The 24,832-nt window shown below is 49.9% G+C and carries 21 protein-coding genes; 5 read left to right on the top strand and 16 right to left on the bottom strand.

All coding sequences use genetic code 11. The features are described 5' to 3' along the window. Nucleotides 1-81: 81 nt before the first annotated feature. From BMY09_RS11320 to sdhC, 11 genes are all read right to left on the bottom strand, one after another. A complete protein-coding gene (locus tag BMY09_RS11320; RefSeq protein ID WP_091358077.1) occupies nt 82-687 on the bottom strand; it encodes a hypothetical protein in 606 nt (201 codons plus the stop codon). Next, nucleotides 684-1,247: a hypothetical protein gene (locus BMY09_RS11315; RefSeq protein ID WP_091358075.1), complete on the bottom strand. Its 564-nt coding sequence runs from the start codon at nt 1,245-1,247 to the stop codon at nt 684-686. The genes BMY09_RS11320 and BMY09_RS11315 overlap by 4 nt, the downstream gene beginning before the upstream one ends. Before the next feature lie 150 nt (nt 1,248-1,397). Beyond that, a complete protein-coding gene (gene sucD / locus BMY09_RS11310) occupies nt 1,398-2,273 on the bottom strand; it encodes a succinate--CoA ligase subunit alpha (RefSeq protein ID WP_091358072.1) in 876 nt (291 codons plus the stop codon). A 2-nt stretch (nt 2,274-2,275) separates the two neighbouring features. Beyond that, nucleotides 2,276-3,442, bottom strand: a complete 1,167-nt coding sequence (gene sucC, locus BMY09_RS11305; protein ID WP_091358069.1) for an ADP-forming succinate--CoA ligase subunit beta — start codon at nt 3,440-3,442, stop codon at nt 2,276-2,278. 159 nt (nt 3,443-3,601) lie between these two features. Beyond that, a complete protein-coding gene (gene lpdA, locus BMY09_RS11300; protein ID WP_091358066.1) occupies nt 3,602-5,035 on the bottom strand; it encodes a dihydrolipoyl dehydrogenase in 1,434 nt (477 codons plus the stop codon). A 40-nt stretch (nt 5,036-5,075) separates the two neighbouring features. Beyond that, on the bottom strand, nt 5,076-6,293 hold the full coding sequence (gene odhB, locus BMY09_RS11295) for a 2-oxoglutarate dehydrogenase complex dihydrolipoyllysine-residue succinyltransferase (RefSeq protein ID WP_091358063.1): 1,218 nt from the start codon (nt 6,291-6,293) through the stop codon (nt 5,076-5,078). Between the two features lie 47 nt (nt 6,294-6,340). Continuing rightward, the gene (locus BMY09_RS11290) at nt 6,341-9,172 is read right to left on the bottom strand and encodes a 2-oxoglutarate dehydrogenase E1 component (RefSeq protein WP_091358061.1); all 2,832 of its coding nucleotides are present in this window, start codon (nt 9,170-9,172) and stop codon (nt 6,341-6,343) included. 315 nt (nt 9,173-9,487) lie between these two features. After that, nucleotides 9,488-10,192: a succinate dehydrogenase iron-sulfur subunit gene (locus tag BMY09_RS11285; RefSeq protein WP_091358059.1), complete on the bottom strand. Its 705-nt coding sequence runs from the start codon at nt 10,190-10,192 to the stop codon at nt 9,488-9,490. A gap of 12 nt (nt 10,193-10,204) precedes the next feature. Beyond that, nucleotides 10,205-11,980, bottom strand: coding sequence for a succinate dehydrogenase flavoprotein subunit (sdhA, locus tag BMY09_RS11280; RefSeq protein ID WP_091358057.1), 1,776 nt, complete (start codon nt 11,978-11,980; stop codon nt 10,205-10,207). Nucleotide 11,981: 1 nt separating this feature from the next. Next, entirely contained in the window at nt 11,982-12,329 is a 348-nt protein-coding gene (gene sdhD / locus BMY09_RS11275; protein ID WP_091358054.1) for a succinate dehydrogenase, hydrophobic membrane anchor protein, read from the bottom strand. Beyond that, nucleotides 12,323-12,700, bottom strand: a complete 378-nt coding sequence (gene sdhC, locus BMY09_RS11270) for a succinate dehydrogenase, cytochrome b556 subunit (RefSeq protein ID WP_091358052.1) — start codon at nt 12,698-12,700, stop codon at nt 12,323-12,325. Before sdhC ends, sdhD begins: the two co-directional genes overlap by 7 nt. 514 nt (nt 12,701-13,214) lie before the next feature. On the opposite strand from sdhC, the gene gltA reads away from it, so the two are divergent. Then, a complete protein-coding gene (gltA, locus tag BMY09_RS11265; RefSeq protein ID WP_091358049.1) occupies nt 13,215-14,495 on the top strand; it encodes a citrate synthase in 1,281 nt (426 codons plus the stop codon). Nucleotides 14,496-14,686: 191 nt separating this feature from the next. Next, nucleotides 14,687-15,100 (top strand): hypothetical protein, encoded by a 414-nt coding sequence (locus tag BMY09_RS11260; protein ID WP_139203184.1) that lies wholly within the window; start codon nt 14,687-14,689, stop codon nt 15,098-15,100. Between the two features lie 119 nt (nt 15,101-15,219). Here the strand turns inward: BMY09_RS11260 and BMY09_RS11255 are convergent, their stop codons facing one another. Next, nucleotides 15,220-16,428 (bottom strand): ammonium transporter, encoded by a 1,209-nt coding sequence (locus tag BMY09_RS11255; protein ID WP_091358042.1) that lies wholly within the window; start codon nt 16,426-16,428, stop codon nt 15,220-15,222. 301 nt (nt 16,429-16,729) lie between these two features. After that, nucleotides 16,730-18,916, bottom strand: a complete 2,187-nt coding sequence (gene rlmKL, locus BMY09_RS11250) for a bifunctional 23S rRNA (guanine(2069)-N(7))-methyltransferase RlmK/23S rRNA (guanine(2445)-N(2))-methyltransferase RlmL (protein ID WP_091358039.1) — start codon at nt 18,914-18,916, stop codon at nt 16,730-16,732. A gap of 446 nt (nt 18,917-19,362) precedes the next feature. On the opposite strand from rlmKL, the gene rmf reads away from it, so the two are divergent. After that, nucleotides 19,363-19,569, top strand: a complete 207-nt coding sequence (gene rmf, locus BMY09_RS11245) for a ribosome modulation factor (protein WP_091358036.1) — start codon at nt 19,363-19,365, stop codon at nt 19,567-19,569. A 150-nt stretch (nt 19,570-19,719) separates the two neighbouring features. Here rmf and BMY09_RS11240 read toward each other — a convergent pair whose 3' ends face one another. Together BMY09_RS11240 and BMY09_RS11235 are read right to left on the bottom strand one after the other, a co-directional pair. Then, nucleotides 19,720-20,751: a quinone-dependent dihydroorotate dehydrogenase gene (locus BMY09_RS11240; RefSeq protein WP_091358034.1), complete on the bottom strand. Its 1,032-nt coding sequence runs from the start codon at nt 20,749-20,751 to the stop codon at nt 19,720-19,722. 64 nt (nt 20,752-20,815) lie between these two features. Beyond that, nucleotides 20,816-21,034: a DUF2835 domain-containing protein gene (locus BMY09_RS11235; RefSeq protein ID WP_091358031.1), complete on the bottom strand. Its 219-nt coding sequence runs from the start codon at nt 21,032-21,034 to the stop codon at nt 20,816-20,818. Nucleotides 21,035-21,350: 316 nt separating this feature from the next. On the opposite strand from BMY09_RS11235, the gene BMY09_RS11230 reads away from it, so the two are divergent. Then, nucleotides 21,351-23,048: a BatD family protein gene (locus BMY09_RS11230; RefSeq protein WP_175483518.1), complete on the top strand. Its 1,698-nt coding sequence runs from the start codon at nt 21,351-21,353 to the stop codon at nt 23,046-23,048. A gap of 40 nt (nt 23,049-23,088) precedes the next feature. Here the strand turns inward: BMY09_RS11230 and BMY09_RS11225 are convergent, their stop codons facing one another. Further along, nucleotides 23,089-23,994, bottom strand: a complete 906-nt coding sequence (locus tag BMY09_RS11225) for a TIGR01777 family oxidoreductase (RefSeq protein ID WP_091358026.1) — start codon at nt 23,992-23,994, stop codon at nt 23,089-23,091. 119 nt (nt 23,995-24,113) lie between these two features. On the opposite strand from BMY09_RS11225, the gene BMY09_RS11220 reads away from it, so the two are divergent. Beyond that, nucleotides 24,114-24,734, top strand: a complete 621-nt coding sequence (locus tag BMY09_RS11220) for a riboflavin synthase subunit alpha (RefSeq protein ID WP_091358023.1) — start codon at nt 24,114-24,116, stop codon at nt 24,732-24,734. The last annotated feature ends 98 nt before the right edge of the window (nt 24,735-24,832 follow it).

Genomic DNA, 24,832 nt, shown 5'->3' with positions numbered 1-24,832 from the left:
TGAGTTAACTCAATCCGCAGACATAAAAAAACCGCCAGTCGGCGGTTTTAGTAAAACCTCCTCAAGAGGAAATAAGTAACACTACTTCAACTCTTCATGGGAGAGAATAGACTCAGTCAACTTATCATTCAAACTACCTGCCGCTCTTTTTGCAGCCAAACCAACCTCATTGATAAATTCATCAAATTCGGCCTTACCTTCACTTGTTACATCCAGTGTTGAAACAAGCCCACCGTCGACATCATACACAGAACATGTCATATCAATCGTAAATTCTGTAGGCGGCCATGTGAACGCAGACTCTGAACTTGAATTAGTTGAAATACTTGGAACATATACCAATTCGATACCATTGCCCTTTATCGTCGCATTATCGTCTGTAGAATTAAGTGCATAAACCCCCTCGTAAACAGAGCCTAATGCGGAGCGTAAAGTTCCCTCAAGATCGCGATATGGATAGTAACTTATTTTATCACCTCCCCCCCCGGGAGTGGTCACCTCAGCTTTTCTCTGCTCATCAGTAATGACATAAGCAACTGTTTTAGACACTTTCTCCCCAGCATATCCCTGATGATCAGCTAGCTGACTGATACTGATGGGATGAGCACAGCCCACTACCGCACTGCATAATGCGATAACGGATATTGCTTTTAAATTCCTTTTCAGGTCTGAAACAAAATTTTTCATTTTGAGAGTTCCTTTATAAATTCAGGGTCTGAGTATATCTGTTTGAGCAGTTCCCTAACCAGATAGGGATATTCAGATTGAGCTTTAGGAATAGCAACCGCCCCGGCAAAAGACGATTCAAACTGTGTTAGACCAGTATACTGTTTGGAAAAAGTGAGCACTGATGATTTATGGATTTCAAGATCAACAACCATCTTGCCATAACCTTTAGAAAAGCTGGAAATATCGATATCATTTTCGATAAGAGTCGCTTTAATCTGCACATTAGAACTGGGCTGATAGATTCCCATCTCGGTCAGATCCTGAATCATAGACTGCTCAAAATATGCAGAAAAAGTCCCCTGCTCGGTAGATAAAGACGCGGCTCGCAGACTAATTTTATTAACTTTAGCCTCAGGATCTTTAGGCTCAACAGGCGCAACAGACACACTGACCAACGGCTTATTCTTAAGACTATCTAACACCTGATAGTCTGGTGAGTAAACTGGAGCCTTAAAAGAAGCACAACCAGCAGTTACCAACGTCAATAGCAGAATCAAACAATATCGTAATCGAATCATTATTCAAACATCCCTATTAAAAAATAAGCCCTAATAATGCATAAAAATAGATTTAAAAACAATCATTTACAGACAAAAAAACCGCCATTCGGCGGTTTTTTTTTCTAGCCACTAGCAAGGCGCGAAGCGCCGTCTAGCAACTTGGGCGTGTTATTCCCAACCAGTCACTTCACGCAGACCGTCGGCGATCTGAGCCAGAGAGCGAACAGTCTTAACGCCAGCAGCTTCCAGCGCAGCAAACTTCTCGTCTGCAGTACCTTTACCACCGGAGATGATCGCACCCGCATGACCCATACGCTTACCAGCAGGAGCAGTCACACCAGCGATGTAAGAGACAACAGGCTTAGTTACGTTTGCTTTGATGTAAGCAGCCGCTTCCTCTTCAGCCGAACCACCGATCTCACCGATCATAACAATCGCTTCGGTCTGTGGATCGTTCTGGAACATTTCCAGAATATCGATGAAGTTAGATCCTGGGATCGGGTCACCACCGATACCGACACAGGTAGACTGACCGAAACCAGCATCAGTTGTCTGCTTAACTGCTTCATAGGTCAGTGTACCGGAACGGGACACGATACCGACTTTACCTGGCAGGTGGATGTGACCTGGCATGATACCGATCTTACACTCTCCCGGAGTGATAACACCCGGGCAGTTTGGTCCGATCAGGCGCACGCCCAGGTTGTCACATACAACTTTACACTCAAGCATATCCATAACCGGAATATGCTCAGTGATACAAACGATCAGCTTGATACCGCCGTTCGCAGCTTCCAGGATAGAATCCTTACAGAATGCAGCAGGAACGTAGATAACAGAAGCGTCTGCGCCAGTCGCTTCAACAGCTTCAGCAACAGTATTGAATACCGGCAGACCCAGGTGTTCAGTACCGCCTTTACCCGGCGTTACACCACCAACCATCTTGGTGCCGTATGCGATAGCCTGTTCAGAGTGGAAGGTACCCTGACCACCAGTGAAACCCTGACAGATTACTTTGGTGTCTTTATTAATCAGAACGGACATTATTATTTACCCTCCGCTGCTTTAACTGCCTGCTCAGCAGCATCAGTCAGACTGGTTGCTGCAATGATGTCCAGACCAGACTCAGACAGCAGTTTGGAGCCCAGTTCAGCATTGTTACCTTCCAGACGTACAACAACAGGTACGTTTACGCCTACCTCTTTAACTGCACCGATAATACCTTCTGCAATCAGATCGCAACGTACGATACCACCGAAGATGTTAACCAGTACGGCTTTAACCTTGTCGTCTTCAAGAATGATCTTGAACGCTTCGGTTACACGCTCTTTAGTCGCGCCGCCGCCAACGTCCAGGAAGTTAGCCGGGAAGCCACCGTGCAGAGAGACGATATCCATCGTACCCATTGCCAGGCCTGCACCATTAACCATGCAGCCGATGCTGCCATCCAGCGCTACGTAGTTCAGATCCCATTCTGCCGCGCGCGCTTCACGCTCGTCTTCCTGTGATGGATCTTCCATCGCCTGCAGATCTTTGTGACGGTATACAGAGTTACCATCGATCGCTACCTTAGCATCCAGACAGTGCAGGTTGCCTTCAGTTGTGATAACCAGAGGGTTGATTTCCAGCAGGGCCAGATCTTTTTCTTTAAACATCTTGGCCAGACCCAGGAAGATCTGAGTGAACTGCTTAATCTGAACGCCTTCCAGACCCAGTTTAAACGCCAGCTCGCGTGCCTGGTAAGGCTGCGCACCGGTCACCGGATCAATCGTGGCTTTCAGAATTTTTTCTGGAGTTTCTTCCGCAACTTTCTCGATCTCAACACCACCTTCAGTGGATGCCATGAACACGATACGACGTGAAGAGCGGTCAACAACCGCACCCAGATACAGCTCATTAGCGATATCAGTGCAGTCTTCAACTAAGATTTTGGAAACTGGCTGACCATTTGCGTCAGTCTGATAAGTGACCAGGTTTTTACCCAGCCAGTTCGCTGCGAAAGCCTGTGCTTCTGCAGGAGAGTCAACCAGCTTCACGCCGCCGGCTTTACCACGTCCACCTGCGTGAACCTGAGTCTTAACAACCCACTTATCACCACCAATTTTCAGAGCCGCTTCAGCAGCAGCTTCAGGGGTATCTACCGCGATTCCTTTAGAAACCGGCAGACCATATTCGGCAAACAACTGTTTGCCCTGGTACTCATGAAGATTCATGCTCTAATCCGTCGTTTTTTTCACACTTATTAGGACTCTGCAAAACGATATAGAGAAAGTATCTTTTTACAGCCCAATTGTTGCAGGTAATAAACAATCTACCCTCAACAATAATCGACCGGGGTTACCCGGTCGAAATTTCAAACTATTGTACAGCGATTAACGCTTTTTACGATTAGCCATATGGATAGCATGGCCATCGACAGCCAGTGCTGCTTCATGCACGGCTTCTGATACGGTTGGGTGCGCAAACACAGTCAACTGCAGATCTTCGGCAGTAGAGCCAAACTCCATGGCGATCGCTGCCTGTGCAATCAGCTCGGAAGCGATACCACCGACCATATGAACACCCAGGATGCGGTCAGTTGCCTCATCGGCGATCATCTTCACGAAACCATCGGTGTCATCAGCAGCCATAGCACGGCCAGATGCAGCAAATGGGAATTTACCCACTTTAATTGCAACGCCTTCAGCTTTAAGCTCTTTCTCAGTCTTACCGACCCACGCCAGTTCAGGATGCGTGTAGATAATGCTCGGAATCACATCATAGTTCATCTGCGCATGGTGACCGGCAATGATATCTGCAACCATAATCCCCTCTTCGGAGGCTTTGTGCGCCAGCATAGGACCACGAACAGAGTCACCGATAGCGTAAACGCCCGGCGCTTCTGTACGACACTGACCATCGACGAAGATAAAGCCTCGCTCATCAAGCTTAACGCCAGAATCATCGGACAACAGGCCCTGAGTTTGTGGACGACGACCAACTGCCACGATCAGTTTGTCGACAACCAGCTCTTTAGCACCCTCAGCATCGGTATACTTCAGGGTAATCTCTTTGCCATTGATCTCAGTCCCGGTGCAACGAGCACCCAGTTTGATATCCAGCTTCTGCTTCTTAAAGATCTTAGCCGCTTCTTTAGCAACATCAGCGTCAGCCATGGCAAGGAACTCATCCATCGCTTCAAGAACGGTTACTTCAGTACCCAGACGCGCCCAGACAGAGCCCATCTCAAGACCGATAACACCCGCGCCAATAACACCCAGACGTTTAGGAGTTTCATCAATATTCAGTGCACCCGCGTTATCGAGAATCAATCCCTCAGTCAGCGGCGCTGGCGGAATTTCAACCGGTACAGATCCGGATGCCAGAATCACATTTTCCGCAGCATATACACTTGCAGTGCCATCAGCAGCAGTCACCTGAACCTGCTTGTTGGCCAGTAGTTTACCCATACCCTGTAACAGAGTAACGCCGTTAGCTTTAAACAAACCGGCGATACCACCGGTCAGGTTGCCAACGATCTTATCTTTACGGGCAACCATCTTCTTAACATCCATGGTGACATCACCGGTCTGGATGCCGTGAACATCGGCGTGCTGAGTCTTATGGAACTGATGAGTCGACTCAAGCAGTGCTTTAGAGGGGATACAACCGACATTCAGACAAGTACCACCCAGTACAGGCGCACCTTTATCATCTACCCACTTTTCAACGCACGCAGTTTTCAGACCCAACTGGGCAGCACGGATGGCGGCAACATATCCGCCAGGCCCTGCACCAATTACAATTACGTCAAATTTATCAGACATTTATTACCTACCTATCTATTCGTTCTAGTAAGGGACCGACTCAGACTTCTAAAAGCATACGTGCAGGGTCTTCCAGAAGGTCTTTAATAGTCACGAGGAATTGTACCGCTTCCTTACCATCAATCATACGATGGTCATAGGAGAGCGCCAGATACATCATTGGCAGAATCTCAACCTGACCATTTACCGCCATTGGACGCTCCTGGATTTTATGCATCCCCAGGATAGCGGTTTGTGGTGGATTCAGGATCGGCGTAGACATCAGGGAACCAAACACGCCACCGTTGGTGATCGTGAATGTACCGCCCTGCATATCATCCATACCCAGCTTACCATCACGACCACGCTTGCCAAAATCAGCAATAGTCGATTCAACATCGGCCAGAGTCATCGCATCAGTATCACGCAGAACCGGAACCATCAGACCCCGCTCAGTTGAAACTGCGACACCGATATCCTGGTAGCCGTGGTAAACCATATCATTACCATCGATTGAGGCATTGACAGCTGGAAAGCGCTTCAGCGCTTCAGTTGCCGCTTTAACAAAGAACGACATGAAGCCCAGACGAGTACCGTTGTGGGTCTTCTCGAACAGGTCTTTATACTGCTTACGCAGCTCCATAACCGGCTTCATGTTGACTTCATTGTAGGTGGTCAGCATCGCAGCATTTTGCTGAGCTTCCACCAGACGCTTGGCGATCGTAGCGCGCAGACGGGTCATCGGAACACGCTTTTCAACCCGCTCACCAGAAGCGATGTTCAGGGCTGCAGCATTATCGACCTTGACGGCTGCTGCAGGCGCTGCTGCAGGTTTATTTTTGAGGTAGTTAACCACATCCTCTTTAGTGATCCCGCCATTTTTACCAGTACCCGGAATCTGATTAGCATCCAGGCCGTTCTCTTCGATCAGCTTACGTGCCGCAGGGCCGACTTTTTCGGCATCGGTAGTGGCAGATGCTTCAGCTGCAGGGGCTGCTGCAGCAGGCGCAGAGGCCGCTGCCGGAGCTGCAGATGCTGCCGCGCCCGCTTCAAAGATCGCCAGGACCTCTTCACTCAGGACCGTGTCGCCCTCGCCTTTAATGATCTCTTTGATCACACCATCGGCGGGTGCCACAACTTCCAGAACCACTTTATCAGTTTCAATATCAACGATCAGTTCATCGGTAGAACAAGCCTCACCAGGCTGTTTGTGCCAGGTCGCTACGGTACCGTCGGCTACAGATTCAGGGAAGGTCGGCGTTTTGATTTCGATTGACATGTCTTTTCCTTTCTCAGTGCTACTAACAGGCGCTTTTATCTGGCCTGTTAGCCATTGATTGCTTCATTAACCAGTTTTTCCTGCTGCTCAAGGTGTACAGAGATGTAACCTACGGCAGGCGCTGCAGCGTGTGGACGACCCACACCTTCCATATGAATCTTGTCATTGTGGCGAGCCAGAGCATGGCGCATATGATGCTGAGAACAGTACCATGCACCCTGATTCATTGGCTCTTCCTGACACCAGACGACCGATTCCAGGTTAGTGTATTCCTTGATCGCATCGAACATCTGATGTTCTGGGAACGGATACAACTGCTCGATACGTACAATGGCAACATCGTCTTTTTCCAGCTCAGCGCGACGGTTATACAGATCGTAATAGACCTTGCCGCTACACAGCACCAGACGCTTGACTTTCTTCGGATCCAACTGATTTGTTTCACCAATAACCGGCAGGAAACCACCGTCAGACAACTCTTCAAGCGATGAGACCGCCTGCTTGTGACGCAACAGACTTTTCGGTGTCATAACCACCAGAGGCTTACGCAGAGGCCGGACAATCTGACGTCGCAGCAGATGGAAAATCTGCGCTGGCGTGGTGGGCACACAGACCTGAATATTGTGTTCCGCACACAGCTGCAGGTAACGTTCCAGACGAGCTGAGGAGTGCTCAGGCCCCTGGCCTTCGAAACCATGCGGCAGCAACATAGTCAGACCGCAAAGGCGCGCCCACTTGTGTTCACCACTGGTAATAAACTGGTCAATCACAACCTGAGCACCGTTGGCAAAATCACCAAACTGAGCTTCCCAGATCACCAATGCATTTGGCATAGTGGTGGAGTAACCATATTCAAATGCCAGCACCGCTTCCTCTGAGAGGAATGAGTCGTGCAGCGTCAGCCGTGGCTGATCTGCGGCGATATTTTTAAGCGGCTCAAAGACATTGCCACTACGCTGATCATGCAGCACTGCATGACGGTGAGAGAATGTCCCCCGCCCCACATCCTGACCGGTCAGACGTACCGGGTATCCCTCAGCCAGAATTGAAGCATAGGCCAGTGACTCCGCCATCCCCCAGTTCAGTTCCATCGCGCCGACAGCCATACGCTTACGGTCATCGTAAATTTTCTGAACCTGACGCTGCACCTGGAACCCTTCGGGGACTTCACAGATCTTAGTGCCCAGCTCCTGCAACAGTTTAAGATCAACACGGGTATCGCAATCAAATGACCACTCATGACCCAGGTAAGGAGCCCAGTCGACAAACAGTTCCTGATTGGGCTTCATCACCAGAGAGTGGGTTACGTGCTTACCATCTTCCAGATCTTTGCGGTAGTCCTGCTCCAGCTGCTTGCTCTGCTCTGCAGTGATCACGCCTTCGGCGATCAGTTGCTGAGCATAGAGTTCACGTGTGGATTTCTGAACCTTGATCTGCTTATACATCAGTGGCTGAGTGCCAGAGGGTTCGTCCGCTTCGTTATGGCCACGGCGACGATAACAAACCAGATCAATCACGACATCTTTCTTAAACTCAGTACGGTAATCAACCGCCAGCTGAGTTACAAAGCGAACCGCTTCCGGGTCATCACCATTCACATGGAAGATAGGCGCCTGCACCATCTTAGCGATATCGGTACAGTATTCAGAGCTGCGGGAATCTTCCAGTTTATTGGTGGTGAAACCCACCTGGTTGTTGACCACAATATGGATGGTGCCACCGGTCTTATAAGCACGGGTCTGAGACATCTGGAATGTCTCCATCACCACACCCTGACCAGCAAACGCCTGATCGCCGTGGATGTTAACCGGAAGAACGGTCGTGCCTACCGGATCCTGACGACGATCCTGACGGGCCCGTACTGACCCCTCCACTACCGGCGCAGAGATCTCCAGGTGCGATGGGTTGAACGCCATCGCCAGATGCACTTCACCACCACCAGTCATAACGTTTGACGAAAAGCCCTGGTGGTATTTCACATCACCGGAGGTTTCCAGCGTCTTCTTGCCTTCAAACTCACCGAACAGTTCGGCCGGATTCTTACCGAAGATATTAACCAGCGTATTTAAGCGCCCCCGGTGAGCCATACCGATAACAATCTCACGGGCTCCCTGTTTACCCGCACGCTGAATCAGCGTATTCAGGGATACAATCAGTGACTCACCGCCTTCAAGACCGAAGCGTTTAGCGCCCGCGAAGCGAGATCCGAGATACTTTTCCAGACCTTCGGCCGCAGTCAGCCGCTCAAGCACCATCATTTTGCGTTCAACATCGACAACCGGATGCGAGCGTACAGGCTCCAGACGAGACTGAATCCAGCGTTTTTCCTGAGTATCGACAATATGCATATACTCAGCACCCACTGTTGTACAGTAAGTCTTTTTGAGATCGTCAATAATCTGTTTCAGGGTCGCCTCTTCAGTACCGAAGAAGAGTGATCCTAACTGGAAGGTTGTATCAAAGTCAGCTTCAGAGAGTTCATGAAAGCGAGGATCAAGATCCGGCACAGGCTCACGCTGCATAAGATTCAACGGATCGATATTCGCTGCCTGATGGCCACGAACGCGATACGCATTAATCATCCGCAAAACACGAATCTGTTTCTTTTCATGCTCAGAACTCTGACCACCGCCAGCAGCAGGCGCTGCACGACGCTGATTTTTAGCCAGATACAGGAAATGATCCTGAACCGTTGAATGAGGAACATCCTGGCTCAGGTTGTCGCCGACTTTAGGGAGTCGATCGAATTCTTCACGCCATTCCTGAGGAATCGCGTTGGGGTCCATCAGATAGGATTCATATAGCTGCTCAATGTAAGACAGGTTGCCACCATATAGATGGGCATTCTTCCACATCAGCTCCATTATGCCTTCTTGCATTCTTGATCACCCTGGCTCAGGGGTACTATCGAAGTCCAGGATGCACCACGTCCTGTCCAACTGGCCTGTTCCGGCCGTCCCCTGTTTAGTTACCGTTTATAATATTTCACGTATATAGCCTGATAGAGGTACAGGTTACGGGACGTGATTCTACGCTTTTTAAGGCGCAGTTTATATATCAATGCAGAGGGAATTCTAAAAAGTTTCCATACAAACAGATATAAGTCTTTTGACTAGTACCCCCATAACCACTGACGGGCACACAGATAAAAGTCAAAAAAAAGCGGCTCCCAATGGGAGCCGCTTAGTTTGCAATCAGGTTGCTTGTGAAATCAACATATTGCGGATCTTACCAATTGCCTTGGTCGGGTTAAGTCCCTTAGGGCAAACGTTGACGCAGTTCATGATGCCATGGCAACGGAACACACTGAACGGATCATCAAGATCAGCCAGCCGTTCAGTTGTTGCAGTATCACGACTGTCAGCCAGGAACCGGTAGGCCTGCAGCAAACCGGAAGGACCGATAAACTTGTCAGGATTCCACCAGAAAGACGGACAGGCAGTTGAACAACAGGCACAGAGAATACACTCGTACAGACCATCCAGCTCAGCCCGCTCTTCCGGCGACTGCAGACGCTCGATAGCCGGCGGCGGAGTATCATTGATCAGGAACGGTTTGATCTTCTCGTACTGCTTGTAGAACTGAGACATATCTACAACCAGGTCGCGAATAACCGGCAGACCAGGCAGCGGACGCAGCACCAGCTTGTCATTTTCGACAACTTCAGACAGCGGTGTGATACAGGCCAGACCATTCAGACCGTTCATGTTCATACCATCAGAACCACACACACCCTCACGGCATGAACGACGGTAACCCAGCGTCGGATCTTTATCTTTCAGCAGTTGCAACAGATCCAGCACCATGATGTCCTTACCGCCCGGGATATCAATATGGATATCCTGCATGTAAGGTGCATCATCGATTTCAGGATTATAGCGATATACACTTACCAGCATCGTAACAACCCCTTAGTAAGTTCGAACTTTTGGTGGAAATGCTTCGACTGTTTTCGGAGCAAAGTTAACATCACGCTTGGTGATCTCTTTGGTCTTCGGATCAAACAGTGAATGGCACAACCAGTTTTCATCATCACGCTCAGTAAAGTCATTACGGGCATGCGCACCGCGACTTTCCGTACGGGTCAGAGCTGCAATAGCCGTTGCTTCTGCAACTTCCATCAGGTTTTCCAGCTCCAGCGCTTCGATACGCGCCGTATTGAAAGACTGAGACTTATCTTCCAGATGCAGATTTTCCACCCGTTTGCGGATGTCTTTGAGCATCTCCAGACCTTTCTCCATGCTTTCACCTTCGCGGAATACACCAAAGTAAAGCTGCATAGTCTTCTGCAGTTCAGCACGAACCTCAGATACACTCTCACCACCGGTGGAGTTGTTCAGACGGTTCAGACGAGCCATAGCGCGCTCGATATCTGCTTCAGTAGCATCATCAGCGGAGTAACCAGCTGCCATCTGCTTCTCAATCTGAATACCCGCTGCACGACCAAATACAACCAGATCAAGCAGAGAGTTACCACCCAGACGGTTCGCACCGTGAACAGATACACAAGCCACTTCACCACAGGCAAACAGACCTTCAATAATCTGATCATTACCATCCGCATCGCGACCAATCGCCTGACCACCAACATTAGTGGCAACGCCACCCATCTGGTAGTGACAGGTTGGAACAACAGGGACAGGCTCTTTTACCGGATCGGCATGGGCGAACGTCTTAGACAGTTCACAGATACCAGGCAGACGGGAGTGCAACACTTCCTCACCCAGATGATCCAGCTTCAGGTATACGTGGTCGCCATTCTCGCCACAACCACGGCCTGCCAGAATCTCCAGCACCATAGAACGGGCAACAACGTCACGGCCAGCCAGGTCTTTAGCGTTCGGCGCATAACGTTCCATGAAACGCTCGCCATCCTTATTGACCAGATAACCACCTTCACCACGACAACCTTCAGTCACCAGCACACCGGCACCGGCAATACCGGTTGGGTGGAACTGCCACATCTCCATATCCTGAGCAGGAACACCTGCACGCAGAGACATACCCATACCGTCACCGGTATTGATCAGAGCGTTAGTGGTCGACTGGAAGATACGTCCGGCACCGCCGGTCGCCAGCACAGTTGCCTTAGCTTTTACATAAACAGTTTCACCAGTTTCGATACAGATCGCGATAACACCGACAACAGCACCATCACCATTCTTAACCAGATCAACTGCATACCATTCGTTGAGGAATGTTGTACCGGCTTTCATATTCGCCTGATACAGCGTGTGCAGCAATGCATGACCGGTACGGTCAGCTGCAGCACAGGTACGGGCAGCCTGACCACCCTCACCGAAGTTTTTAGACTGACCACCGAAAGGACGCTGATAGATACGCCCCTCTTCAGTACGGGAGAAAGGCAGACCCATGTGGTCCAGCTCAAATACCGCCTGAGGACCTACAGAGCACATGTATTCGATAGCGTCCTGGTCACCGATATAGTCGGAACCCTTAACGGTATCGTACATGTGCCAGCGCCAGTCATCGTTCGGATCAGCACTGGCAATCGCGCAGGTAATACCACCCTGGGCTGATACAGTGTGCGAACGGGTTGGAAATACTTTAGTAATACATGCGGTATTCAGGCCGCCCTGGGCCAGTTGCAGTGCCGCACGCATACCTGCGCCGCCACCACCAATAACAATACCATCAAAAGTCAGCGTACGTAGCTTGCTGCTCATTTTACACTCCCCACAGAATCTGAATGCCCCAAACGACGTAGATAAACGTCAGAAGACCACAAGCTGACTGGAACAAGAAGCGAATGCCTGTTGGCTTAATGTAGTCAGTTGAGATTGACCACATTCCGATCCATGCGTGTGCCGCCATTGACAGCAGAGCCATCAGTGTAAAGATACGCATAGAGGTGCATTCGAATAGTTCTTTCCACTGCTGATAATCCAGATCCGGATTAAACAACATATACCCAATCATAAAGACTGTAAAAGCAAGCAGCACAACAGCAGTTACACGCTGGATCATCCAGTCATACAGCCCACTGCGGCCAAAACTTGTAATTGAAGTTACCATATCCATACTCCTGCCAGCAGAATAGAAACAGCAGAGACAACCAGGGTAACCTTGGCAGCCATCTTACCGCTTTCCAACTCTTCACAATGACCAAAATCCATCACCAGGTGTTTGATGCCGGCAAAGAAATGATACAGCAACGCTGAAACCAGTCCCCATGCGATCAGCCTCGCGAAGAAGCTCTCCGTCAGCATCTGCGCAGCAGCTTCAAAGCCCTGCTCAGACTCAAGAGACATTCCAAGTGCATACAGCATAAAGAACGCGCCAAAAAACAGCGCAAGCCCCGTCACACGGTGCAGTATGGAAGTGATAGCCGGAAGTGGCTGTTTAATAGTTCGTAGATCTAAGTTTACGGGTCTTTTCTCGTTCACGGCTCTTGTTCACACTTATGTTAAGCCCGATTGCAGGGCTAGGTTGTTGAAGGTAGTGTACAAAGACAAAGATAAGCACCTCGGTCCAGCGCCCGCACCCCATCCCGAAATGAGGAATGCAAGCTGGAGACGGAGTATACCAGCAAATTGTCGCAATACAATTAATCAACACCGAATCTAAGTCTATTGTCTAGTGTTTTTTTTATCTGACACCCTGTCTGAACTACCTACAACTAAATGATTATTCAGCTTATTTCAGTTTCCTGATAAACCTGTTCTTAAGCATATAATACCTTTGCTGCATTGCAGTAAAACCTGGCTCGTTTGAATTGACAAACGTATTCAACGCTCTATAGTGTCAGGGTCCTATTTCGAGCTAAAACTCATATATTGTGACTGAGATAAAGGGCTGCGAGTGCTGACAGGTTTAACTGCAAACCCTGCTGTAGCGACAGATCACCCTTCAACAATTTATAAAGTCATTCAGATTAAACAGAAATGATAGGAGCCTATAATGGCTGACAAGAAAGCACGCTTAACAGTCGACGGTATCGACGAGGTTTTTGAACTGCCGGTGTATTCCGGAACAATGGGACCTGATGTTATAGATGTACGCGCTCTGACAAGTAAAGGCCTGTTCACATATGATCCGGGCTTCGTTTCTACTGCAGCTTGTGACTCTGCCATTACCTATATAGATGGCGGCAACGGTGTCCTGCTGCATGGCGGTTATCCCATTGAGCAACTGGCAGAAAAATCTGACTACCTGGAAGTATGTTACCTGCTGCTGAACGGCGAACTGCCGACACCTGAGCAGAAAGCAACATTTGTTGCCACCGTTAAGAACCACACCATGGTTCACGAACAGATGCTGCATTTCTTTAACGGCTTCCGCCGCGACGCTCACCCGATGGCAATCATGGTCGGTGTTGTCGGTGCACTGTCAGCGTTCTACCACGACTCTCTGGACATCGACGATGCCCACCACCGTGAAGTCTGCGCATACCGCCTTATCGCTAAAATGCCTACTATCGCTGCGATGTGTTACAAATACAGCATCGGTCAGCCATTCCAGTATCCACGTAACGATCTGGATTATGCAGACAACTTCCTGCAGATGATGTTTGGCAATCCATGCCAGGACTATGTAACCAATCCCGTGCTGGCTAAAGCGATGGATAAGATCTTCCTGCTGCATGCCGACCATGAGCAGAATGCATCGACCTCTACCGTACGTCTGGCCGGCTCATCTGGCGCCAACCCATTTGCCTGTATCGCCTCCGGCATCGCCGCCCTTTGGGGGCCTGCTCACGGCGGCGCCAACGAAGCAGTTCTGACAATGCTCAATGAGATTGGTGATGAGTCCAATATCGAAGAGTTCATCAAGCGCGCCAAAGATCCGGATGACTCCTTCCGTCTGATGGGCTTCGGTCACCGTGTTTACCGTAACTTTGACCCGCGGGCTAAGGTTATGAAACAAACCTGTGATGAGGTTCTGGCCGAGCTGGGCATTGAAAACGATCCTCTGTTGAAGATCGCTAAGCGGCTTGAGCAGATCGCCCTGGAAGATGATTACTTCGTAGAGCGCAAGCTCTACCCGAATGTAGACTTCTATTCAGGCATCATCCTGAAAGCGGTAGGCATCCCAACTAACATGTTCACGGTAATATTCGCCCTGTCGCGTACTATCGGCTGGATCTCGCACTGGAGCGAATTCCACAGCAGCCCGAACAAGATCGGACGACCACGTCAGCTCTATACCGGACCTGCCAAGCGGGATTACCCTAGCAAGTAACCCCCAGAACAAAAAACCAAAAAGCCGCTTTCTGAAGCGGCTTTTTTTTGCCCGATACACACTCAATTCATAAAACTAGCAGCATTGTTGAATTTTTTTCATGCAGCAAACTAGTCAATACGTTTAACTTCATACTAATATCCATACATGGGTAGGGGGATTTAAACAGCAATCTGCAAAAGGCGATGACTATGCGGCTTCCCACCCCTGTTTACGAAAGTTTGCCCTATCTCTACTTTGCCATATGCTCACTTCTGGCAATTGGATATCACCAAAGCCCGGCAATGCTAATTGCAGCACTGCTACTCTACCTCTGCGGTAGTGTAATCTGGGTTATGCGTTCAAACTACCGTCGCCGGGACCGTCGGGAACACCGCCTCCTTCTCAGCCAGATATCCCGAGGCAATGTCGAAGGTTATGCCCCGGAGTGGCTGTATGAGAGCCTGCCCTTTGCCTACCTGGCTGGCGGCGTAACCTGCTATACCCTGGTAGAAAACCCTCTGGGCTTTGTCAGCGGCACACTACTGGTACTGGCAGGTCTGATTGTCCTGAGAATCAGAATACACTGCAGACATGAGCTCAATTCTTCAGTTTCCAGGATATAAAAAAAGCAGCGGTGGCATTCCCCAGAATGCCACCGCTGCATTGCATTAACCCCCTGATCAGATCGACAGACCACTGATGTGGAGCCGTCAGCCTGCAGGACCCGAATCAGACTGAAGACTCAATCGACAGATACGGATTCAATATTGTGAATCGACAGGTCTGCACCGTTAAACTCCTGCTCTTCATCCAGCCGAAGCCCCATCACAACTTTAATCGCACCGTAAACAATCACACCACCGACCACGGCAATAGCAATCCCTAACAGAGTGCCTACCACCTGTGTAGTGAGACTGATACCGCCCAACCCGCCCAGCGAGACCGAACCAAAGATGCCTGCCGCAATACCGCCCCAGGCACCACAGAGACCGTGCAGTGGCCACACCCCCAGCACATCATCAATCTTCCAACGGTTCTGCACCACGGTAAACATCCAGACAAACAGTGCGCCGGCGATTCCACCGATCATTAGCGCCCCAATGGGATGCACAATATCTGAACCGGCACAGATCGCTACCAGACCCGCCAGAGGACCGTTATGAATAAAACCAGGGTCATTTTTACCCAGTAACAGAGAAACAATGATACCGCCGACCATCGCCATCAAACTATTAACCGCCACCAGACCGGAGATTCCATCCAGAGTCTGGGCTGACATCACATTAAATCCAAACCAGCCAATACAAAGAATCCATGCCCCCAGCGCCAGAAAAGGGATGTTAGAGGGAGGAAAAGCCACCAGCTTGCCGCTTCTGTACCGCCCTTTACGGATGCCCAGCATAATGACCGCCACCAATCCCAGCCAGCCCCCAACACCATGCACCACAACAGAGCCGGCAAAGTCATGGAACGCAGCACCAAAGGTGGCCTCCATCCAGTCCTGAATACCGTAATTACCATTCCAGATGATGCCTTCAAAAAACGGATAGACAAAAGCCACAATCAGCGAGGATGCAATCAGGAAAGGCCAGAATTGTGCCCGCTCCGCAATACCACCGGAGACAATTGCCGGAATCGCCGCCGCAAAGGTCATCAGGAAAAAGAACTTTACCAGCTCATAACCATTCCCCTGGGCCAGGGTCTGTGCATCCTGAAAGAAGGTCACATCGTATGCAACCCAATAACCTATAAAAAAATAGGCGACTGCGGAAAAGCCAAAGTCGGTCATAATTTTAACCAGCGCATTCACCTGGTTTTTCTGACGCACGGTACCCACTTCAAGAAAGGCAAAGCCAGCATGCATGGCAAACACCATGATGGCGCCCATCAGAATAAACAGCGTATTTGAACTCTGAACCAGTGTTTCTACGGCACTATTAACACTTTCCACGAAGACCTCCTGCGAAATAACGCACTCTTTTAATGCCAATTCTTAATCATAGGCACATTTATGGTGCGTTTATTAATTATTCGAACAATCAGAACATGTCGCTAATCATCTCTATCAACCATATATCGAGAGATCAACGAAATCCGCTCACTATTGCTCCAGAAATGTGCATTTTTATAAGCAGATAATGTGCCAACACACAAACTCGCACCATTTGAACGCAAAATATCCGCACCAAAAAAAACCACCTCCCGGTGGTTTTAATCGATGTCTGGCTGTTAATCTCTCGCCACTGATTGCATCACAGCGCTGAAATTTCAAAACACTGATGAATCTTACTACTGCGCTTAAAATCAAGATCGATCGATTTGCGGGTAATATCCACCACCCGATAACGCTCTGCCAGTTGCGGATCAATTTTAAAGCGGCGGTAGTTATTGGAAAAGATCAGCTTACCCTCTGGGCGCAACAATGCCATTGCCAGACTGATCAGCTCAACATGGTCCCGCTGCACATCCAGCACATCGTGCATCCGTTTTGAATTAGAGAATGTCGGCGGATCAAGAAAGATCAGGTCATAGCCCTCCCCCTTCTGCGCCTTTAACCACCTGATACAGTCCTCCTGAATAAAATGGTTACGCGCTTCTGAGAAGCCGTTTAAAGCAAAGTTTTTCTTCGCCCAGTTCAGGTAGGTTGCCGACATATCAACACTGGTGGTGGAACGGGCGCCACCCTGAGCAGCGTGAAGTGATGCCGTCGCGGTATAGCAGAACAGATTAAGAAAATCCTTTCCTTTCGCTTCCTGTTGAATCTGCATGCGCACCGGACGGTGATCAAGAAACAGACCGGTATCGAGATAGTCTTCCAGATTAACCAGAATCCGGCAGCCACCCTCTGTGATATCGATAAAGTGCGCGGTCTGATCCTGTTTTTCATACTGACTGCTGCCCTGCTGACGGCGGCGCTGCTTCAGAATTACATGAGCAGCCGGCACTCCCAGCACTGATGGCAGCACAGCGACAATCTCCTGCAGACGGGCAAACGCTTTCACCACATCGACACTTTTCGGTGCCTGGTATTCCTGCACATGCACCCAGTCATCGTAGATATCAATGGCAGCGGAATATTCCGGCAGATCAGCATCATATAAACGGTAGCAGGTTATCTCCTGTCGCTTCGCCCATTTACCCAACTGCTTGAGGTTTTTTCTCAACCGGTTAGCCAGCATCTGAGCGCCATCACTCAGCTCAACCGGCGCCGCGTCTGTCACTGCTGGTTCACTGCTATCAGGCTCGCGCGTCTCCAGGCACTCAGATGCTTGTATTTCAGCTGCTTGCCGGGCCCGGATATTGAAGATCTGCAGCTGACTGGGAATCGCTCCGTTATATAATTTATAGGTTTTATCCGCTGCCAGCTTCATCATCCGGCAGAGTTCCGGATTACCGGTGAACACCGCCGCCTGCCAGCCAGCAAATTCCGCTTTAAGGCGCTCCCCCAGATGCTGATACAGAAAGAACAGCGTTGGCTCATCCCCAAGACGCTCGCCATAGGGCGGATTAGTCACCACCAGCCCCTGAGCATCGGTCGCTGGGAGGGACAGGCGCGACAACTCTCTGCGTTCAAAATGAATCAGCCTCTCAACACCAGCTCTGCGGGCATTATCCCGGGCGATATTGAGTACTTTGGCATCGGCATCAAAGCCTTCGAAGCGACTGCTGACAACTTTCAGCCCCGCCTCCCGGCGCTGTTGTGCCTCTTCAAGCAGTGATTTCCATAACTTGCTGTTATGCTGTGTCCAGTAAGTAAAACCGTAATCCCGGCGCAGCAGCCCCGGGGCGATATCAGCCGCCATCAGCACCCCTTCGATAAGCAGGGTTCCGGAACCACACATCGGGTCCAGCAACGCTTGCCCCTGAGCCGCTTTTTCCGGCCAGCCACAGCGGTATAGCAACGCAGCAGCCAGGTTTTCTTTCATCGGTGCCGAACCGGATTGCAGACGGTATCCCCGGCGATGAAGGCTGTCACCGGAAATATCAACCGCAATGGTTGCTTCGCCCCGCTGCAGATGAACATTGACTCTCAGGTCCGGTTTCATCCGGTCGACAGAGGGGCGCCGTCCAGTTTCATCGCGGATCTGATCAACAATGGCATCTTTAACTTTCTGTGCCCCAAAGCGACTGTGATTAATCCCTTCAGACTGCCCGGTAAAGTCGATTGTCAGCGTGCCTTCCGGACGCATATGCTCAAGCCATTTAAGCTGTTGCACACCCTGATATAACTGCTCGGCCGTTTCCGCAGGACAGCGGTGTAACTCAAGCAGAATACGGTTAGCTACCCGCGACCATAAACAGGCACGATAGGCGGCTTCAAGTCCGCCGGAAAAGTAGACCCCCGCCAGGGTTTGTTTCGGCGCGTCAACATTCAGGGCCTGAAGTTCATCAAACAGAACAGGCTCCAGCCCTTTTGGGCAGGTAGCAAAGAATTTCATACTCAGGGAATACCTCATTTAAGAACGGGCATATTAACGGCAAACGCTTTTAAGACCAATGACTAAGATGCAAATTCAAAGAAAACTACAGTAAAGTGAATTTTTTTCATTGAGGTGTCGCTGTTTCAAAACCCCTGTGCAAGCTATTGAAGTAATGATCTTTTTGCAGATGCTTCTATGACATTTTTATTAAAAAACGATTCCTGATACTTTTTTTTAATTACACACCCGATTGCGTTTGCGCCATTGTGGATTTCTGTGAAGTTCACAATGTAAACAGTTAACACACAAACCACAGGAGCAATTGAGTCACAGTAAACCGGATTACTGAGACGCCAGGGAAGTCGAAAATGTTATGAGTTTGTCTTGTAGCTGTGTTTCGCACCAATGGCCCTGGTATCAGTAGTCTGCCTGAAAATATTAAGAACTAAATAGAGGCGTCTTTTATGAAGAGACAAAAACGTGATCGTTCTTCAGTACTTTTCAACCGCGGCTTTACCGCCGGACTCGTAGGTAAATCTAAAGACGAGTGTCCAGTCACAATCGGAGACCTCAGAACCCACTGGATGAGTGGATGGCGTGAAGGTCGTGAAGCACATTGGAATGGTCAGTCGGGTGTCTCGGCTATAAACATTAATCCATCTTTGCATTAACCGAACCACTGAAAACAATAATTGTGGAAAGAACATAAACAGGAAAGGCTCCCTTGGGAGCCTTTCTTATAGTTGGCCGTTCAGGCCTTAGTCACTCTCACCTAAGCAACGGACATCTAAACATCAGATATCTCTGTCATGGGTTGCTTATCAGGCTTTCCTTTCAAGCTCTGCAATCGCTTTTACAGACTCAGAAATCAATTCAGGACCGCGATAGATAAAGCCGGTATACACCTGAACCAGTGAAGCCCCAGCCTCAATCTTTTCTGCCGCATCAAAGCCATTGGTAATTCCGCCCACACCGATAATCGGCAAAGCACCGTCCAGTTCACGGGCCAGAATACGAATAGCCTTAGTGGCAGCATTACGCACTGGTACACCACTCAGCCCTCCGGCTTCCTGTGACACCGGAAACTCCTCAACACCGGCACGGGAAAGGGTGGTGTTAGTGGCAATCACACCATCGATCTCATAGGACTTGAGCGATGCAGCGACCAGAGCGAATTCCTCTTCACTCATATCGGGGGCGATCTTAACCGCTATCGGGACATACTTACCATGCAAGCGGGCCAGATTGGCCTGTTCGGTCTTAAGTGCCGCCAACAGTTCATTCAGGGTGTCGCCAAACTGTAATGTCCGAAGCCCGGGAGTATTGGGAGAGGAAACGTTCACTGTGATATAGCTTGCCCTGTCATACACTTTGCGCATGCAGATCAGGTAGTCATCCGTCGCCTGTTCCACCGGGGTATCGAAGTTTTTACCGATATTGATGCCCAGAATGCCATCAAAACGGCTCTTTTCAATATTTTTCAGCAGTGTATCAACACCCTGATTATTAAACCCCATACGGTTGATAATCGCCTGACGTTCAGGAATCCGGAACAGACGCGGCTGAGGATTGCCCGGCTGCGGTCTGGGTGTAACCGTCCCCACTTCAACAAAACCGAATCCCAGTGACGCCATACCATCGATAGCAATGCCGTTTTTGTCCAGTCCCGCAGCCAGGCCTACCGGATTCGGGAACTTAATCCCCATCACCTCTACGGGCTGACTGATCGTTTTAAAGCGAAACAGTGAGTTCAATCCAATACTGGCCATCAGGTTAAGGCTGTTCAGTGACAGGTCATGGGCCGTTTCAGGATCCAGTTTAAACAACAAAGATCGGGCAGCTTGATAGAGCATGGGATACCACAAGTCAAATTAAAGTGCGGGCATTATATGCAAAGCCGTCGGCGCTGTAAAAAAATCAGAGCCGTTCGATGCTACTGAATTTTCCCGCATCAGTATATGAGATACGAAAACTCCCCTGAATTCCGTTATGCAACAGATAGGGTTGCAGCAATGAAGATGGAAATCTGACCCGCCGGCCATCACGACTGGTGGCCACAACATCCCTTGCCTGAGATGTGTAATGAGCCAGATACTGCTCCTGAGTTAAGTGTATATCGACAATGATCTGTTGCATAAGTGTTTCTTAAAGAGGATATATGGCTTCCTGCGTTATTCTACTGCCGCTGCAGGCAGGCTGCCAGCATATCCGCGTAGTCCCTCCCTCTGTCGGTTCAGCAAAAGGTCACAACAATCGAGTCATGCGGCTAACTCAAAGACTCCGGTTTATCTCTCTAAAAGTTATCCTTTTGCAGCATTTTTCAGTTATGCTACTACGGCTGCAGCGGTGGTGCGACAGCCGCCCAGCGGGCAGCGTTAACAAGATGACCATGAACACGGACTGTATTAACAAGCCTTCTGGAGCCGGACAGTCACCGGAGATTAACTTACTTATGTCGCAGATGTTCCACCTTACCCGTTCTCTCATCACTGGTTTGATCATACTGGCCTCCTCACCAGTCTGGGCACAGCTCAATGTTTTTCCTGATCGCTTTTCTATCACTGAGGGTGAAACCATTCAGCTAACGGTTGAGATCGATCAGCGTACCTCAAGCCGCCCGGACTTTTCGCCTCTGACAAAAGATTTTCACTTTCTGGGCAGCAAACAGATGACTGTCTCCAGCTATGCTAACGGTGCTAACCAAAATATCACTCGCTGGAAAATTCTGCTGCGGCCTCGCCGGGCAGGTGATCTGCAGATTCCGGCGTTGCAGTTGAATAATGAATACAGTCAACCACAACTGATCACCGTGGAAGGGGTTGCCGGTGCGGCGGCACTGATCAGCAGCGATTCATTTCTTGAAAGCTCAGTTGACAGTTATGAGGTTTATCAGGGCAGCCAGCTTCTGTATAGCGTCAGACTGTTCCATCTGGAAGAGCTGCCGCCGATGTCAACATTGTCTGAGCTGACCATCCCCGGCACCAAAACAGTTCCTCTCGGTGATAAACAGCAGTATAGCCGCCAGATGAAGGGGCAGACCTATCAGGTAACAGAACAGAGCTATGCCATTTTTCCAGACCAAACCGGTCCATTAACAATACCCGCGGCCCACTTCAGTGCCGGTCCCGGAACACCGGAGCTGACCACTGATCCGATCTCCATCGATGTATTACCCAGAGTTTCTCAAACGATACGCGGCTACTGGCTGCCAGCCAGCAAAATTACTCTGGAAGACCTTACTGAAGCGGATAACAACCTGGTACTGGGTGAAAGCCAGCTACGCACCCTCAGAATCAGTGCCGAGGGATTGATGGCTGAACAGTTACCCGCCCTGATGCCTCTGCGTAATGAACTGGCCCGCATCAACGTAGAAGATGTCAGCCTGGAGCAGAAACTCACTGCCAAAGGGGTTGTCAGCAGCCGTACAGAGACGCTGCGTATCACCCCTGCAGAGCGGGGTGAGGTCACCCTGCCGGAGATAATTATTCCCTGGTGGAACATCAATCAGGACCAGAGTGAGAAAGTCCGCTTAGCCCAGGTGATTCTGAGAGTTGCCCCCCCCTCACCTGCGCCAGCCACGCCCCCGGCAGTAGAGGCGGTTGCCGAAAAATCGGCAATGGTCGCGCCAAACATCCCCTCAGAGGATAAGCCGGATTACAGCAGTATACGCATACTGGTCTGGCTGCTGACCGCGATTACCATTATCTCCTCACTGGGCTGGCTCTATAGCTATTCTGCACAGCGGCGCAAGAAGTTTGATATCGGTGACTTTGATATCAGCTCAGCGGACAAAAATCCTCTCCCCAACTCATTGTCGCAGCAACCAATGGCTGAAGCCGGCGCTTCCCAGGCAAAACCACAAGACGATGAGCAGAACGCGTTTGATAAAGCGATTCAGGCCTGTGACCGGGATATTCCCCTCGAAGCCCGGTTATTGATACTGGATTGGGCCCGACTGTTCTGGCCAAACAGCCAGTTTACAGACAGTCTCCATCTGAGTGAGATCAACAACAGTAAAACCCTGGAGTTGCTACTGATCGATATGGAAAGCTACATCAGCGGTGCTGAAACAGGCCAGTGGTCCGGCGACCTTCTGGCACAGGCTCTCAGACATATCAGAGAGAGTCAGCTACGCAAGCGGCAGCGCTGAAACCGCACCGTTTTGCTGATAAGCGGCGAGTTAATCCTGATTAGTCTGCAGGCTCCAGCACCTGGGCCAGCGCAGTATCCAGATCAGGATAGGCAAACTTATAGCCCGCCTTTAACAGCCGTTCGGGGTAAACATTTTGCCCTTTAACCAGCAGATCACTGCCCTCACCCAGCATCAGATCAAGCATCACGGCAGGCACTCTGAACCAGCATGGCCGGGATAAAACACTCGCCAGCGTCTGACTGAAGGTTGCATTGGTCGCTGCTTCAGGTGCGGTGAGATTATAGGCGCCATGAAAACTATTATGGGTCAGCATCATACAGATGATCTCTACCTCGTCGTCCATATGGATCCATGACATCCACTGATCCCCTCTGGCAACCGGACCACCCAAACCGAGTTTGAAAGCAGGCAACATTTTTGCCAACGCACCGCCATGCCCCAATACCACCCCGGTTCTGATCAGACAAACCCGCACCCCCATGGTCTGAGCCTTAAGCGCTTCACTTTCCCACCGCTGACACAGCTGATGGGTAAAATCATCAACCACCTCCCCTCGTTCAGGTAGCTGCAGATCATCTGTCCGGCAACCATAATAGCCAATTGCCGAACCACTGATCATCACTTCCGGGTTGTGTTCCAGCCGCATAATCAGTGAGACCAGATCTGCAGTAATGCTGATCCGGCTGTCCACTAATGCCTGTTTGCGGGCCTCATTCCAGCGCTTATCGGCGATCCCCTCTCCAGCCAGATTGATGATGCCATCGATCTGCTCATCACTGTTAATCTGATCAAGACTGGTAATTACTCTGACAGAAGCCCCAAACAGATCCCTGGCTTTGGCTTCAGAGCGGGTAAGAACCACTGGCTCATGATCGTAATCCAATAACCGGGGAATAAGGTGGCGCCCAATAAAGCCGGTAGCACCGCTGATCAGAACCTTCATATAGATCTCCTTAGAAAGAGTGCCAAGAAACAGAGGACATTAGCCCCTACCCTGATATTGCAAACCAGGCTGTCTCTCTTTATAAACATAGACCAGTGAAAATTTAACAGGAAATAATTATGTTCACCGGAATTGTTCAGGGTACCGCAACGGTTATTACGACTTTAATGAAAGATCAGTTCATGCAGCTGACGCTGGAGTTTCCCCAGCAGCACTGCGAACACCTTCAAACCGGTGCCAGTATTGCCATCAATGGCACCTGTCTGACGATCACCGGATTCAGAGCAAACCAGATCAGCTTTGACCTGATTATGGAAACGCTCAGAGTCACTAATCTGGGAGAGCTGAAACCCGGTGATAAGGTAAACTTTGAACGCGCCGCCAGAATCGGTGACGAGATTGGTGGACATATGCTCTCCGGCCATATCCATGGACAGGCAACCATCAGCCAGATTGAACAACCCGAAGACAACCGGATTGTCTGGTTTGAAGGTAATTCTGAACTGATGAAATACATTTTGCCGAAAGGCTTTGTCGCCCTGAATGGTTGCAGCCTGACGATTGGAGAGGTTCAGGGCAACCGGTTTAACGTTTACCTGATACCGGAAACACTCACTGTCACCACTTTTGGTACAGCATCTGTCGGAGACAGGATCAATCTCGAGGTCGATAGCCAGACTCAGGCAGTAGTCGACACTGTAGAACGATATATGCAACAGAACGCTATATTAAGCCGCTAGAACGGCGCTTCGCGCCTGTTAGTGGCCAGACGGAAAGCTTCGCTTTCCTTGCCAGAAAAAGACGTTGCTCGTTGCTCGTTGCTCGTTGCTCGTTGCTC

The sequence above is a fragment of the Amphritea atlantica genome, assembly GCF_900111095.1.
Classification (GTDB): domain Bacteria; phylum Pseudomonadota; class Gammaproteobacteria; order Pseudomonadales; family Balneatricaceae; genus Amphritea; species Amphritea atlantica.
The sequence above is the reverse complement of the archived record's forward strand: the minus strand, read 5'-3'. Positions and strand labels throughout refer to the sequence as shown.